The 15,370-nt window shown below is 71.2% G+C and carries 11 protein-coding genes; 8 read left to right on the forward strand and 3 right to left on the reverse strand.

Going from position 1 to position 15,370, the window contains the following annotated elements:
• Positions 1-31 precede the first annotated feature (31 nt).
• Positions 32-3,505: a DNA polymerase III subunit alpha gene (locus tag Pth03_RS19525; RefSeq protein WP_203945754.1), complete on the forward strand. Its 3,474-nt coding sequence runs from the start codon at positions 32-34 to the stop codon at positions 3,503-3,505.
• A gap of 962 nt (positions 3,506-4,467) precedes the next feature.
• Positions 4,468-6,687: an acyltransferase family protein gene (locus Pth03_RS19530; protein WP_203945755.1), complete on the forward strand. Its 2,220-nt coding sequence runs from the start codon at positions 4,468-4,470 to the stop codon at positions 6,685-6,687.
• Between the two features lie 13 nt (positions 6,688-6,700).
• Here the strand turns inward: Pth03_RS19530 and Pth03_RS19535 are convergent, their stop codons facing one another.
• Positions 6,701-7,714, reverse strand: coding sequence for an LLM class F420-dependent oxidoreductase (locus tag Pth03_RS19535; protein ID WP_203945756.1), 1,014 nt, complete (start codon positions 7,712-7,714; stop codon positions 6,701-6,703).
• Positions 7,715-7,733: 19 nt separating this feature from the next.
• Complete coding sequence (locus Pth03_RS19540; protein WP_203945757.1) at positions 7,734-8,435, reverse strand: FadR/GntR family transcriptional regulator; 702 nt, start codon at positions 8,433-8,435, stop codon at positions 7,734-7,736.
• A gap of 88 nt (positions 8,436-8,523) precedes the next feature.
• On the opposite strand from Pth03_RS19540, the gene Pth03_RS19545 reads away from it, so the two are divergent.
• Genes Pth03_RS19545 through Pth03_RS19555 form a run of 3 tightly spaced genes read left to right on the forward strand, consistent with a single transcriptional unit; the run spans position 8,524 to position 11,326 of the window.
• Positions 8,524-9,264: a (Fe-S)-binding protein gene (locus tag Pth03_RS19545; protein ID WP_203945758.1), complete on the forward strand. Its 741-nt coding sequence runs from the start codon at positions 8,524-8,526 to the stop codon at positions 9,262-9,264.
• Positions 9,261-10,703: a lactate utilization protein B gene (locus Pth03_RS19550; protein WP_373318564.1), complete on the forward strand. Its 1,443-nt coding sequence runs from the start codon at positions 9,261-9,263 to the stop codon at positions 10,701-10,703. The genes Pth03_RS19545 and Pth03_RS19550 overlap by 4 nt, the downstream gene beginning before the upstream one ends.
• Positions 10,700-11,326, forward strand: a complete 627-nt coding sequence (locus Pth03_RS19555; protein ID WP_203945759.1) for a LutC/YkgG family protein — start codon at positions 10,700-10,702, stop codon at positions 11,324-11,326. Before Pth03_RS19550 ends, Pth03_RS19555 begins: the two co-directional genes overlap by 4 nt.
• A gap of 4 nt (positions 11,327-11,330) precedes the next feature.
• On the opposite strand, the gene Pth03_RS19560 is transcribed toward Pth03_RS19555, so the two are convergent.
• Positions 11,331-11,747: a DUF2795 domain-containing protein gene (locus tag Pth03_RS19560; RefSeq protein ID WP_203945760.1), complete on the reverse strand. Its 417-nt coding sequence runs from the start codon at positions 11,745-11,747 to the stop codon at positions 11,331-11,333.
• A gap of 135 nt (positions 11,748-11,882) precedes the next feature.
• Here Pth03_RS19560 and Pth03_RS19565 point away from each other — a divergent pair, with 135 nt between their 5' ends.
• From Pth03_RS19565 to cobT, 3 genes are all read left to right on the forward strand, one after another.
• Positions 11,883-12,959, forward strand: a complete 1,077-nt coding sequence (locus Pth03_RS19565) for a GNAT family N-acetyltransferase (RefSeq protein WP_203945761.1) — start codon at positions 11,883-11,885, stop codon at positions 12,957-12,959.
• Positions 12,960-13,084: 125 nt separating this feature from the next.
• Positions 13,085-14,155, forward strand: a complete 1,071-nt coding sequence (locus Pth03_RS19570; RefSeq protein WP_203945762.1) for a sirohydrochlorin chelatase — start codon at positions 13,085-13,087, stop codon at positions 14,153-14,155.
• A gap of 10 nt (positions 14,156-14,165) precedes the next feature.
• Positions 14,166-15,251 carry a nicotinate-nucleotide--dimethylbenzimidazole phosphoribosyltransferase gene (gene cobT / locus Pth03_RS19575; RefSeq protein WP_203945763.1) on the forward strand — a complete coding sequence of 362 codons (1,086 nt, stop codon included), beginning with the start codon at positions 14,166-14,168 and terminating at the stop codon, positions 15,249-15,251.
• The last annotated feature ends 119 nt before the right edge of the window (positions 15,252-15,370 follow it).

The raw sequence follows: 15,370 nt of genomic DNA on the forward strand, positions 1-15,370 counted from the left end.
CGTTCCCGATCCTGTCACCGGGGAGGCGCTGATGACTCCCTTCACTCACCTGCACGTGGCCTCGGCCTACTCCCTGCGGTACGGCACGGCCTTCCCCGGCGCCCTCGCCCAGCGGGCCGCCGAACACGGGATGGACGCGCTCGCGCTGACCGACCGCGACGGCCTCTACGGCGCGATCAAGCACGTCCAGGCGTGTCACGCCAACGGCGTCGCCCCGATCGTCGGCGTCGACCTCGCGCTCGGGCCGCCGTCCGGCGAGGACGACCCGGCGCGGATCGTCGTGCTCGCGCGCTCCGGCGGCTGGGCCGCCCTGTGCCGTCTCGTCACGGCCGCCCACCACGCGGGCGAGCGCGGCGAGCCGTACGTGACGCCGGGGATGGTGGCCGAGCACGCGACCGGCCCCGGAGGAGAGGCCCGGCTGGTGGTGATGCTCGGGCCGCACTCCGGCGTCGGCCGCGCGATGGCCGAGGGGCGCGACGACCAGGCCAGGTCCCTGCTGCTGGCCTGGCGCTCCGTGGTGCCCGACCTGGTGGTCGAGCTGACCGACCTGTACGGCTACCGCGACACGAACATCGCCACCCGCATGCTCGGGCTGGCCCGCTCGGCGGACGTGCCGGCCGTGCTGACCAACGCGGTCCGCTACCTCGACTCCGCCGACCACCAGGTGGGCAACGTGCTCGACGCGGCGCGCAAGCTCGTGCCGCTCCACTCCCGGCACGTCGACAGCCCCACCGCCCACGCCTACCTCAAGGACGGCCAGGAGATGACCCGCCTGGCCGTACGGATCTGCGGGGGAGACCGCGACCTGGCCGGCCGGCTGCTGGCGGAAAACCGGCGCGTCGCGGACGCGTGCGTGCTGGACCCCGTCGAGATCGTCCCGCTCCTGGACGAGCACGACCCCCGGCTGCACCTGCCGGAGATCGGGGAGGACCCGGTTCCGCTGCTGCGGCACCGGTGCGCGGACGGGCTGATCGACCGCGGCCTGGCCCGCTCCCGAGAGGCCAGGGAGCGGCTCGCCGCCGAACTGGAGATCATCGAGAAGAAGCGCCTGTCCGGATATTTCATCTCCGTCGCCGGCATCACGGACATGATCCGTTCGATGGGCATACGCTGCGCGATCCGGGGCTCGGGAGCGGGCAGCCTGGTCAACCACCTCATCGGCATCGGCGAGGTGAACCCCCTCGACCACGGCCTGCTGATGGAGCGCTTCCTGTCCGAAGGGCGCCGCGGCCTGCCCGACATCGACGTCGACGTGGAGTCGGCGCGCCGGCTCGACTGCTACCGAGCGATCCTCGACCGGTACGGCGAGGCCCGCGTGGCCTGCGTCTCCATGATGGAGACCTACCGGGCGCGCAGCGCGCTGCGCGACGTGGGCGCGGCCATGGGCCTGCCGCCGCACGAGATCGACGCCATCGCCAAGGCGTTCCCGCATGTCAGGGCCAAGCAGATCCGGGCCGCCGTGTCCGACCTGCCAGAGCTGCGCGACAGCGGGCTGAACGACAGGTCGCTGCAGACCGTGTTCCGGCTGGCGGAGAAGCTCGACGGACTGCCCCGGCACATCGCGCTCCACCCGTGCGGGGTGCTGATCGGCAACTCCGCGCTCCGCGACCGCACGCCGGTCGAGCGCAGCCTGCTCGACTTCCCGATGTCGCAGTTCGACAAGGACGACGTCGAGGAGGCGGGCATGCTCAAACTCGACGTGCTCGGCGTGCGCATGCAGTCGGCGATGGCCTACTCGCTCAAGGAGATCGAACGGGTCGACGGCCGGAAGATCGAGCTGGACGCCGTCCCCCACGACGACCAGGCCACCTACGACATGATCCGTACCGGCCGCACGCTCGGCTGCTTCCAGATCGAGTCGCCCGGGCAGCGCGAGCTGGTGGCCAAGCTTGAACCCCGGACCATGCACGACCTGATCGTGGACATCTCGCTGTTCCGCCCGGGTCCCGTCAACTCCGACATGGTCACCCCCTACCTGGAGGCCAGGCACGGGTACCGCGAGCCGTTCTATCCGCACGACAGGCTGAAGGACGCGCTCAGGGAGACCCACGGCGTGGTCGTCTTCCACGAGCAGGTCCTGAAGATCATCGACGTGATGACGGGTCAGGGCCTGTCGTTCGCCGAGAAGATGCGCCGCACCCTCGGCACCCCCGCGGGCCGGGAGATCGTTCGGTCGTGGTTCGTCCCGCTCGCCCAGGAGAACGGCTTCGGCGACGCCACGATCGACAAGGCGTGGAAGGTGCTCGACGCGTTCGGCGGGTTCGGCTTCTGCAAGGCGCACGCGGCGGCCTTCGCGCTGCCCACCTACCAGTCGGCCTGGCTCAAGCGGCACCACGCCGCAGCGTTCTTCGCGGGCGTGCTCACCCACGAACCCGGCATGTACCCCAACCGGGTGATCCTCGACGAGGCCCGCCAGTGCGGCGTCGACATCCTGCCCCTGGACGTCAACCACTCGGGCAGGGACTGGCTGGTGGAACGCACGCGCGCCGCCGCGCCGGCCCCGCCCGGCGAGCTCAGGATCGAGGAGATCGGCCGCGGGTACGGCCTGCGCGTGCCGTTCTCCGCCGTCAAAGGGGTGAGCGCGGCGGAGGTGGACCGGATGGTCGCCGGCCGGCCGTACACCTCGATGGCCGACTTCTGGGAGCGGGCCCGCCCGTCACGCCCGATCGCCGAGCGGATCGTCGAGGTCGGCGGGTTCGACGCGTTGTACGGCCTGCGCCCCGGCGAGCCCCGATGGCGGCCCGGCGAGGTGACCAGACGCGACCTGGTGGCCCAGGTGGGCACGCTCGACCGGGCCTCCTCGGCGGTGCCCGGGCAGCTGCCCATGGGATTCACCGAGCGGGTCACGCCGGGGGAGCTGCCCGAGATGACCGAGGCGGAGGCGGTCGAGGCCGAGCTGTCGGTCCTCGGCATGGACGTCAGCCGCCATGTGATCGCCTTCCACGAGGAACTGCTCGACGCCATCGGCGTGACCAGGTCCAAGGACCTGCTGAAAAACAGGAACGGCGCCGAGATCCTGGTCGCCGGGGTCAAGGTGGCGACCCAGACGCCCGCCGTGCGCTCGGGCCAGCGGGTCATCTTCACCACGCTCGACGACTCGACCGGCCCCGTCGACCTGACGTTCTTCGAGTCGGTGCAGGCCCACACGGCGGCCACGGTGTTCGGGTCGTGGCTGCTGGTCGCCAGGGGAGTGGTCAGGCGGACCGGAGCGAGGGCCGTCTCGCTGCGCGCCCTGCGCTGCTGGAACCTGGCCGACCTCGACCGGCTGTGGCGGGCCGAGGGCATCGGGGCGGTGCGCGCCGTGCTGGACGCGCCGCCGCCGGAGGGCGCCGGGGTGGGCGGCCGTGCCATCGAGTACGGCAACGGCTTCCGGTTGTCGCCCTACTCCGATATCGGGCCCACCCCCGGGGTGCGGGAGGGCCGCATCTTCGGCCGGCCCGGCGAGCCCCAGCGGCGGCTCTGGCACGCCAGCTCCGGCAGTTCGGGGCCGCCGCCGGCGCGGTGACGCTCACGGAAGTAGCCGGAGTGGTGGGCGGGCTGCCGGGAGGGGCGGATCTCCGGAGTCCGCCGCACCTCGCCGAGGGAGGTGACCTCCCGGATGGCGGCGGCGCACAGGACGGCCGCCACGATCGTGGCGCCCAGCTGGGGCAGGCCGATGCCCGTCAGCCCGTCATGGCCCGGCCGTACGAACACGAGGAAGAGAGCCGCCAGCCAGCTCGCCCACCAGCAGTAGGCCAGCACGAGCCAGCGCCCGCGGCCCTCCTGAGCGGGTTCGTCGGCGGGGCCGTTCCAGAACCCGCCCCTCCGGGCGGGGGCCGGGCTCGTTCCCGCCTGGCGCCAGGCGCGGTCGGCCAGGGCGAGCGGCGCCACCAGGTTGACCACGGGGACGATCCACGCCAAGACGATCCTGAGCCGGGAGACGTCGGGAAGGACGCGCCGCAGCCACACCAGGTAGCTCATCGCCGCCGCGCAGGTCGCGACGACCAGCGCCATCACCAGGACCGCGAACGTCGTCACCGCGCCCACCACCTGGTCGGCTCCCGGGGCGTCGGGATCGCCGCCGAGGGCCGCGATCTGCAGGGCGAGCCGGTGCCCCCGGGACTCCTCGAAGACCATGAGCGCGGCCATCGCGATGACCTGGACGGTGAACCAGGCGTACAGGGCGGTGGCCGCCCGGCCCGCCGGTGACGAGGTCGACCGCATGTGATTCTCCCCCTGGCATCCGCGGAACTCTCCGCCGCGCTTGAGGACGTCGCCGCACTTCTGCTTCGCCGTACTTTCTGACTTCGCCTCACTCCTATCCCGTCCGTGATCCTCTTAATCAGGCGAAGTCGTCCAGCCCAGGCGACGCGAAGATTCTCCGTGCCGCAGACGAGGGCCACTATGCTGCCGCCTACTCACAAGCGCCGACGTATCCGTAAAAGCTGGCCGATACCGCGACAGAACCGGCAATTTCACTGTGGACAGGTGATCGCACTGAGCATCCGGGAGACGTCGCCGAGCCCTACCGATGAGTTCGCGACGTCCGGTCCGTACGGGCATGGGCGGCTCGGTGAGTCCTCACGTGACGCCGTGGTTCCCGGCGCGGCTGATCAGGCGGACGGGTCGTCCACAGCCGACGGGGCGAGACGCTCGAGCCTCTTCCGTGGTGACATCGAAGGGCTCCGCGCGGTGGCCGTCGGGCTGGTGGTCCTGTATCACGCGGGTATCCCCTTCCTTCCCGGCGGATTCGCCGGCGTCGACGTGTTCTTCGTCATCTCGGGATTTCTGATCACCACCCAGCTCGTGTCCGAGGTGGACCGGGCGGGAACGATCTCGCTGGTGCGTTTCTACGCCAGGCGAGCCAAGCGTCTCCTGCCGGCCGCGGGCGTCGTCCTTCTCGTGACCGCCGTGCTCACGCGCCTGCTCATCCCGTCGACGCGATGGAAAGAGATCGGCGGGGACATCGCCGGTTCGGCTCTTTATGCGGTGAACTGGCGTTTCGCCGACCGAGCGGTCGATTATCTGGCCGAGGACTCCCAGCCTTCGCCGGTCCAGCACTTCTGGTCGCTGGCGGTCGAGGAGCAGTTCTACCTGGTGTGGCCGCTGTTGATCCTTGCCGGCGTCGTCGTGGCCAAGCTGATCCGCTCGCTGCCGAAGCCGACGCTCTGGGCCTGCCTGGCTCTGGTGATCATCCCGTCCTTCGCGTGGTCGCTGAGCGAGACGGTGAACGTGCCGGCCCGTGCGTTCTTCGAGACGACTACGCGCATGTGGGAGCTGGGAATCGGCGCGGCGGTGGCCCTGGCCGCCGGCGCGTTCACCCGGCTGCCACGCGCCCTGGCCATCGGCGTCGGCTGGGGCGGCCTGGCCGCCATCGCCGCGGCCGGGCTGCTGGTCACCGCGGACACCCCGTGGCCCGGCTATGCCGCCGCCCTGCCGGCGATCGGCGCCGCGGCGGTCATCGCGGCCGGATTCGCGGTGACCGGGGGAGGGCCGGCGTCGATCCTCGGCCTGCGGCCGTTTCGATGGGTCGGCGGCCTGTCGTACTCGCTCTACCTGTGGCACTGGCCGCTCCTTGTGGTGGCGACCGCCTACCTGGGCGGGTTGTCGGTGGCGCGCGGCCTGATCGTGGCCGCCGTCTCGGTCGTCCCCGCCTGGCTGAGCGCCCGTTTCGTGGAGAACCCCCTCCGGCATTCCGCGGCCGTCTCGCGCTCGGCGCGGCTCGCGCTCAGCGTCGGGGCCAACTTCACGCTCCTGGGCGTGGCGGCAGGCCTCGTCCTGGTGCTCGGGGTCGCGAGCACGCAGGGCCCCGCCGGTTCCACGCAACACGGTGTCGCGCTCGGTGCGGCGGTTCTGGGTGACGAGCCCCGCAACGATGCGGCCGGCGCCGTGGTCGATCACGTCGCGTGGATGACCCCCACTCCCGCCCAGGCGACGGCCGACGTCCCAGAGGCGTACGCCGCCGGGTGCCAGCAAGGCACGGAGAAGGCCGAGGTCGTCACCTGCCAATACGGCGACAAGAACGGGAAGGTCACCGTCGCGGTCGTCGGCGACTCCAAGATGGTCCAGTGGATGCCGGCGCTGCAGCCGCTGGCCGAGCAGAACGGCTGGCGGGTGGTCACCTACTTCAAGGCCGCCTGCGCCTTCTCCCTGGCGACGACCATTTACAACGGCGAGCCGTACGAGTCGTGCCGGCAGTGGAACGGCGAGGTGCTCCGCCGGCTGAAAGCGGACCCGCCGGACTTCATGATCACCTCGCAGGGGCAGGGCAAGGGACGTGACGCCGGAGGGGGTGTGACGACGAAGGCCATGGCCATCGGCCTGCGGGCCGTCTGGTCCGAGCTCACGTCACTGAAGACGAAGATCGTGGTGGTGGCCGACAACGCGCCCCCCGGCATGAACGTCTACGAGTGCGTCGAGAAGAACCCGGAGAAGTTGTCGGCCTGCTCGTTCGACCGCGGGCACTACGCCGCCGGCGCGGCGCCCGCCCAGCACGCGGCGGTCAAGGGCCAGGCGAACGTGCGGATCGTCGATCTCTTCGACGCGATCTGCCCCGCGGACCGGTGCGCACCCGTGATCGGCAATGTGCTCGTCTACCGCCAGGGCTCGCACATCACGGCGACGTACGCCAAATCGCTGACTCCGCGGCTCGCCTCCGGCCTGTCCAAGGCGCGCCTTCCCGCCAAATACGCCGGCGGGGCGAACTGACGGAACGGGCTCCCTACCCGAGGACCAGGTCGCGGACGGCCTTCAACGTGGGTTCGTCGCGGGGGCCCATGACGAGGAGGCTGGTGACGGGGCTCTTGCGCCACAGCTCGAGCCTTTCGCGGATGCGGCCGATCGGCCCGACGAGGGAGATGCCGTCGGCGAGCTCGTCGGGGATCGCGTCGAAGGCCTCGTCCCTGCGCCCGGCGAGGTAAAGCGCCTGGATGCGCTCAGCCGCCTCCGCATAGCCCATGCGGCCGACGATGTCGGCGTGGAAGTTGCGGGCTCTGGCCCCCATGCCGCCGATGTAGAGCGTGAGCATCATCTTGACGCCGTTCAGCGCCGCCCGTACGTCGTCGGTGACGATCACGGTCACCATGGCGGCGACGTCGAAGTCGGGCCCCGCCCCGGCCAGCGCCTGGCCGTACATCGTCTCGATCTTCTCGGGGAAGACGAACAGCGGGAGCCAGCCCTGCGCGACCTCGGCGGCGAGCGCGACGTTCTTCGGGCCTTCCGCGCCGAGGTAGACGGGAATGTCGTCCCTGAGTGGATGTGTGATGAGCTTGAGCGGCTTGCCGAGCCCGCCGGGCAGGGGAAGCGGGTAGTGCGGGCCGGGGGCGGTCACCGGCTCCTCCCTGCGCCACACCTTCCGCATGATCTCGACGTATTCGCGGGTTCTGGCCAGGGGCCGTGCGAACGGCTGGCCGTACCACCCTTCGACCACCTGGGGGCCGGACGCGCCGACGCCGAGAAGCAGGCGGCCGCCCGTGAGGTGGTCGAGCGTCATGGCGGTCATCGCGGTGGTGACCGGGGGGCGCGCGGACAGCTGGGCGACGCTGGTTCCGAGTTTGATCCTGCTGGTGCGTGCGCCGTACCAGGCGAGCGGGGTGAAGGCGTCGCTTCCGTACGCCTCGGCCGTCCACACCGAGTCGTACCCGAGCCGTTCCGCCGCCTGCACCAGCTCGGTCGCGTCGTCGGCGCCGCGCTGCCAGTATCCGAGGTTCAGTCCCAGCCGGAGGTCGTCAGCCACCCTCCAAGTAGAACACGTTCTAGCTTTCGGTGCCAGGCGGGTACGCGCGAGCCAGGTGGACGGCGATCGCGGCCACTGCCGCGTCGGCGTCGCCGTCCGCGATCGCCCGATGGATCCGCCGGTGGTCGGCCTGGAGGTCCCCGGTGTCGCCCGCCCGCGCGACGGCGGCGACGGCGAAGTGCCGTACGGCGTCGCGCAACGCCTGCGTGAACGCCGAGGTGAGCCGGTTGCCGGACGCCTCCACGATGGCGGAGTGGAAGACGACGTCGTGCTCGACGAACTCCTCGGGCCCGGCCGCCGTGTCCATCGCCGCCAGGGCGCGCTCCATGGTGTCGAGCGCCATGCCTGAACGGGCCGCACGCTGCGCCGACCACTGTTCGATCATGAGCCGGGCGTCGACCACCTCCCGCATCGACAACGTGGCGATCCCGAGGTGCAGGCGCAGCAGCCCGCCGAGCGCGTCGGCGGGCCGCGAGGTCAGTACGGCTCCCGCGTCCGGGCCCCGGCCCACCTGGGACGACACGACGCCCAGGCTCTCCAGCACGCGTATGGCCTCCCGCACCGACGAGCGGCTGACCTGGAGTTGCTCGGCGAGCTGGCGTTCGCCCGGCAGCCGGTCGCCCACGGTCAGGCCGTCGGCCGCGATGCGCTCCTCGATGCGGGCCAGCACTCCTTCGAAGGCGCGCACGCGGCCCGCCCGTCCGCTTCCGGCGTCAGCCATCGGGCCTCCCTCGTCTGTCGTGGTGCCATCGGGATAATCTCGGTATGGTCTGACCATATTTGGTACGACCATACACGCAGGAGGACACGTGCGGGTCGCCCTGTTCATCACCTGTGTCAACGACACACTCTTCCCGGGCACGGGCAAGGCGGTCGTGACGTTGCTGCGCAGGCTCGGCGTCGACGTCGACTTCCCCGAGGCGCAGACCTGTTGCGGGCAGATGCACCTCAACACCGGCTACCGCGACGAGGGCGTACGGCTGGCCCGCCGGTTCGTGGACGTCTTCGCCGGCTACGACGCCGTCGTGGTGCCCTCGGGCTCGTGCGGCGCGATGGTGCGCGAGCACTACCCCCGGCTGGCCGAGGAAGGCGGGTTCGCGGCGGCGGTGGCCGAGACGGTGCCCAAGGTCTACGACCTGTCGGAGTTCCTGATCGACGTGCTCGGCGTGACCGACGTGGGGGCCCACTTCCCGCACAAGGTCACCTATCACCCGACCTGTCACTCGCTGCGCGGCCTTCACCTGGGTGACCGGCCGGCGCGGCTGCTCCAGGAGGTCAAGGGCCTGGAGCTCGTCCCACTGCCGGCCGCGGAGCAATGTTGCGGTTTCGGCGGCACCTTTGCCGTGAAAAATCCGGATATCTCGGCTGCCATGTGTGGCGACAAGGTGCGCAACATCCTGGACACCGGCGCCGAGGTCCTCTGCGCCGCGGACAACTCCTGCCTCATGCACATCGGCGGCACGCTGAGCCGCCAGAAGGCCGGGGTGAGGGTCATGCATCTCGCCGAGATCCTGGCCTCCACCGAGCCCGAACACGGGGAGTCGCGATGACCAGCACCTTCCTCGGCATGCCGGGGACCGTCTCGATGATGGGCTACTCCGGCAAGGAGGGTTTCCCCGACAACGCCGCGAAAGCCGTACGGAACTCCCAGCTGAGGTTCAACCTGCGCAAGGCGACCGGCACGATCCGGGAGCGGCGGGCGAGCGTCGTGGCGGAACTGCCCGACTGGCAGGGGCTGCGGCAGGCGGGCAAGGCGATCAAGGACCACACCCTGCGCGACCTCGACGCCTACCTCGTCCAGCTCGAGGAGGCCGTCACCGAGGCCGGCGGGCACGTGCACTGGGCCCGCGACGCCGCGGAGGCCAACCGCATCGTCACCGGCCTGGTGAAGGCGACGGGGGAGACGCAGGTCGTCAAGGTCAAGTCGATGGCCACCCAGGAGATCGGGCTCAACGAGGCCCTGCACGACGCGGGCATCACCGCGTACGAGACCGACCTCGCCGAGCTGATCGTGCAACTCGGCGACGACTGGCCGTCGCACATCCTCGTCCCCGCCATCCACAGGAACCGCTCGGAGATCCGCGAGATCTTCGTGCGCCACATGGCCGAGTGGGGCCGCCCCGCGCCGGAGACCCTGACCGACGACCCGGCCGCGCTGGCCGAGGCCGCACGGCTCCACCTGCGCGAACGCTTCCTGTCCACCAAGGTGGCGATCTCGGGCGCCAACTTCATGATCGCGGAGACCGGGACGCTCGTCGTGCTGGAGTCGGAGGGCAACGGCCGGATGTGCCTGACGCTCCCCGAAACCCTGATCAGCGTGGTGGGCATCGAGAAGCTGCTGCCGACCTGGCGTGACCTGGAGGTGTTCCTCCAGCTGCTGCCGAGGAGCTCGACCGGCGAGCGCATGAACCCCTACACGTCCATGTGGACCGGGGCGACGGAGGGCCAGGAGTTCCATCTCGTCCTCCTCGACAACGGGCGCACCGACGTACTCGCCGACAAGGTGGGACGCCAGGCGCTGCGCTGCATCCGCTGCTCGGCCTGCCTCAACGTCTGCCCGGTCTACGAGCGGGCGGGCGGCCACGCGTACGGCTCGGTCTATCCGGGGCCGATCGGCGCGATCCTGACCCCGCAGCTGCGCGGGATGGGCACCGAGCTGGACCGTTCGCTGCCGTTCGCGAGCTCGCTGTGCGGCGCGTGCTACGAGGTCTGCCCGGTGGCGATCGACATCCCCACCGTCCTGGTCGAGCTGCGCGCCCGCGCCCGCCACGGGGTCGCGGAGCGGGCCGGCATGGCCGCCGCCGGCTGGGTCTTCAAACGGTCGGGACGGCTGGCCCGTGCGCAGAGGATGGGCGGCCGGATGCGCAGACTCGTCCCCAAACGCCTGCCCGGGCCGCTCGGCGGATGGACCGACACCCGCGACGTCCCCGCCATCCCGAAGGAGTCGTTCCGCGACTGGTGGACCCGCACGGACGGAGGCAACCGATGAACGCCCGCGACGTGATCCTGGCCCGCGTGCGCGCGGCCACCGAGGGCGCGCCGCCCGTGGAGATCCCCCGCGACTACCGCGGACCGGCTCCCGCGTCCCAGACGGCGTCGCCCGAGCTCGCGGAGCTGGTCGCCGACCGCATCCGCCACTACAAGGCCGACGTGCACGTCGTGGACGAGGCGGGGGTCGCGGCCGTCGTCGCCGAGGCGCTGGCCGGGCGCGGTGCGGGGCGGTTCGTCGTGCCCGAGGGCTTCCCCCGGGAATGGCTGCCGCCGGAGGGCTTCGAATGGGTCGGCGACGAGCCTGAGCTGACCGCGTCCGACCTCGACGCGGTCGACGGCATCGTGACGACGTGCGCAGTCGCCGTCGCGGAGACCGGCACGATCGTGCTGGACGCCGGGCCGGGCCAGGGCCGCAGGGCGCTGACGCTCGTGCCCGACTTCCACCTGTGCGTCGTACGGCCCGAGCAGGTGGTGGCGGGGGTGCCGGACGCCGTCGCCCGGCTCGACCCCGCCAGGCCGCTGACGTGGATCAGCGGGCCGTCGGCGACCAGCGACATCGAGCTCAACCGCGTCGAGGGGGTGCACGGCCCCCGAACGCTCGTCGTGGTGCTCGTGCGCTGACGCCTCACGGCCGGCGGCGCTCCACCCCCAGCCCGAGCGCTTCGGCGACCTGCCCGACGTTCTGATACCTCAGGTCGGGCAGGTCCCGTACGGCCCGCACCACCGCGTCGGGGGCGTTCTTGGCCTCGGCGTGTGCGAGGAGGTCACGGGAGTCGGCGGGGTAGTGCGCGTCGCTCAGCCATTTAGCGAGGTTGCTGCGGCGTTCGACGTCGGCCGGCGTGATCCCGAGGGCGGTGCCGGGCTCGTGTCCGGGAGGCCGCTTGCGGGGCGGCATGTCGTCGTCGGGGTCCCGGGACGGCTCGCGCTCGGTCCACTCCTGGGCCCTGGTCGTTCCCGAGCCGCGCACGAGGCCTTGCGTCTCGTGCTTCTGCTCCTCGTCAAGCCGCGGGCCGTGCTTGGCGCTGCCCCGTTGCATACTCATGACCGCACCTCCCGAATAGGGTCATGAGGTGCCTCGTACCCGGCCCGCCCGCCCCAAACCTGGGTATCGGCCTGTCGCGGGCCGTACGCGGCCCTTGACGGACGAAGGATCGGCATCTTCCCCTGGAGTGACGCTGTGTTCGACGAGCAGCTGACGATCAGAACCGAGCGGCTGGTGTTGCGGCCGTTCGCGCCCTCGGACGCCGTGATGGTGCGGTCGGTCATCGACGAGGGCGCGCATTCCACCGCGCTGCCGCCGGGCGCCCCCGGCCACGTGGTGGGCATACCGCAGTGGCTCGCCCAGGGTGTGCACGAGCTGTGGCGCTCCGGCCAGGGCATCCACCTGGCCATGGAGGCCCACAGGACGATCGTCGGCGCGATCAGCCTGTTCAAGACGCAGTGGGGTGCGGGCACCTCCGAGGTCGGCTACGGCGTCCACCCCGCCCACCGCGGCCGCGGGTACGCGACCGAGGCGGTGAGGGGCCTGACGTCCTCCCTGCTGCGCCCTGGCGCGCTGCGCCGCATCGAACTGCGGGCCAACGCCGACAACGTCGCCTCCATCCGGGTGGCGGAGAAGGCCGGGTTCACCCGTGAGGGGCTGCTGCGCGGCGGCGGGTTCGAAGACGACGGCCCCCACGACCTGGTGATCTTCGGCATGCTCCGGGGCGACTCCCAGGTGGAGCGCAGGCTGGAGAGCGACCGGCTCCTGCTGCGCCCGTTCGTCAAACGGGACGCCTTCGACCTGCTGGCCGCGGTCAAGGACGATCCCGAGATCGGCCGCTGGATGCCGTGGGCCGCGGGGTTCACCCTGGAGCAGGCGCTCGACTGGTGCACCCGGGTGGCCCATGTGGGCGGCGCCGCCGTGGGAGGAAATTACGCGATCGAGCCCCGCGAGGGCGGGCGTCTGGCCGGGGCCGTCGGCGTGCAGCGCGAGGACCACGAACGCGGCGACGTCGAGATCGGCTACTGGATCTCGCCCTGGGCCCGCCGTCAGGGCTATGCCGTGGAGGCCACCAAGACCGTCACCGGTTTCCTTTTCGACGCGGGATTCGAGCGGGTGCATCTGCTGGTCGCGACGGGAAATCACGCCAGTCAGGCGGTCGCCAGAAGGGCGGGATTCATCGAGGAGGGCATCTTGCGCAAAGCCCTCCGGGTGAGCGGCGGGCGTGCCGATGCCGTACTGTTCAGTGTGCTCAAAGGTGAATTTTGGTGATAAAAGGTAAAAATTCCCCCGGCCACCTGGGCTGATCGGTCAAGGGGCGCCCATGATTGGGCCCCGAGGGTTATCCTCACGAGCCGGATCACGTCTCCGCAGGTCAAGGCATGGGAGATCAGTACATGAAACCGCCGCTGCTGCTCATCGGACATGGCACCCACGATGAGACCGGCGTAGCCGAATTCGGCAGATTCGTGCACCGCCTCCGCTGCCGTCTCGACGCGCTGCCCGCGGAGGTGAGCGGCGGGTTCATCACCAACGCCCGCCCCCCGCTGAGCGAATCCGTCGCCTCTCTCGTGGCACGCGGCCACCATCACATGATCGCGGTGCCGCTGAGCCTCACCGGCGATCGGTACGCGCTCGGCGACGTGCCCGGGACGATGGCCCTGGAGCAGGAGAAGCACCCGACGCTCGAATACGACCTCGGCCGGCCGCTCGGCCCCGACCGCCGTGTGCTCGACCTGCTCGCCGAGCGCCTGGCCGACGCGCGTGCCGAAATGCCGAGACTGGTGACCGACGAGGTGCCGGAGTCGATCTCGCCCGCCGAGACCGCCGTGGTCCTGGTCGGCCACGGCTCCGCCGATCCCGAGGTGAACGCCGAGGTCCATCGGGTGTCGCGCCTGTTCTGGGAGACGCACGCCGCCGACCTGCTGACGGTGGAGACGGCCTACGTCTCGCACAGCCGTCCCGGCGTCCCCGGCGGCCTGGAGCGCTGCCGCAGGCTGGGGGCCAAGCGCGTGATCGTCCTGCCGTACATCCTGTTCGCCGGGGCGGTCCTGGAGCGCATCTGGGCCCAGGCCCTGGCCTACGGCGCCAACCACGAGGGCATGGACATCCGCTGCGCGGAGGTCATCGGCGACTGCGAAGGGCTCGCCGACGTCGTCATCGACCGCTACGAGGAGGCGCTCGCGGGCGTGGATGAATGGCCGGCGCGGCGCCGCTACCATGACATGCTTACGCTCGAATCACCCGCACGCGCTGATTTCCGGCCATCCCCGGCTGCCGAGACCGGCGTGCGCCACGCGGCCGTCGTCACGGAACTCGGACTCGTCGAGCCCCATGCCGGAGCCGTGCTCGACGAGGACGCAGGCACAGATGTCGACTTCGTGCCCGACGTCGTGCTTGATGAGGAGAGCGAACCCGAGTCGGAGGTCGAGGCCGACGCGGGGACGGAGATCCCCAGCGCCGTCTGAAGGAGTGAGCATGACGTTGCTCGACGGGACGATCGCGGCCATCTGGCCGGTGGACCCGGTCGCCATGGCCGAGGCCCGCACCCATCAGGACCGGCTCACCAAACCGCGCGGCTCCCTCGGCGTCCTCGAAGACGTCGCCGTACGGCTGGCGGGGATCGCCGCCGCCTGCCCCCCTCCGATGCCCGAGCCCGCCGCGCTGGCGATCTTCGCCGCCGACCACGGTGTGCACGCTCAGGGTGTCAGCCCCTGGCCGCAGGAGGTCACCGCCCAGATGGTGGCCAACTTCGCCGCGGGCGGCGCCGTCGCCAACGCCTTCGCCGCCCAGGTCGGCGCTTCCATCACGGTGGTCGACGTGGGTGTCGCGGCCGACGTTCCCGCCGGCCCGGGAGTGATCTCCCGCAAGATCGCGTACGGCACGGCCGACCTTTCCGAGGGCCCCGCGATGACGCTCGACCAGGCCGTGGACGCGCTGTCGGCGGGCATCGAGATCGCCGGCAGCCTCGTCGCCGCGGGCAACCGCTGCCTGGTCACCGGAGACATGGGCATCGCCAACACGACCGCCTCGGCCGCCCTGATCTGCGTCTTCACGGGTCGTGAACCGGCGTCGGCCACGGGGCGCGGCACCGGCGTCGACGACGCCATGTATCAGCACAAGATCGATGTCGTGCGGCGGGCGATCGAGGCCAACGGTTATGAGGAGGCGGTGGCCGTACCGGAGGGGCCGGACGCGGCGCTTCGCGCGCTCGCGGCCCTCGGCGGGCTGGAGCACGCGGCCATCGCCGGGTTCATCCTCGGCGCGGCGGCGGCGCGGGTGCCGGTCATCCTCGACGGTGTGATCGCGGGCGCGGCGGCGCTGGCCGCCGCCGCGCTGGCCCCCGAGGCGGCGGGCTACTGCGTCGCCGGGCACCGCTCGGCCGAGCCCGGTCACGCCGTCGCGCTCGCCCACCTGGGGCTGCGTCCCCTCGTCGACCTGGAACTGCGCCTCGGCGAGGGTACGGGAGGCCTCCTCGCGCATCCCCTGGTCAGCGCCGCGGTGCGGGTCATGCATGAGGTCGCGACGTTCGACGCGGCAGGGGTGGCCGACAAGGAGCGTTGACTCCTGGAATCGCCCGTCAACCCATCGGCCTACCGATAAGTCACATCCAGTGAGTGCCGTCACAGGTCAACAGGTAGGTTTGCCTCCTAACAGACCACGCTTGACGCATTAGGGAGACT

Source organism: Planotetraspora thailandica (assembly GCF_016863335.1).
Classification (GTDB): domain Bacteria; phylum Actinomycetota; class Actinomycetes; order Streptosporangiales; family Streptosporangiaceae; genus Planotetraspora; species Planotetraspora thailandica.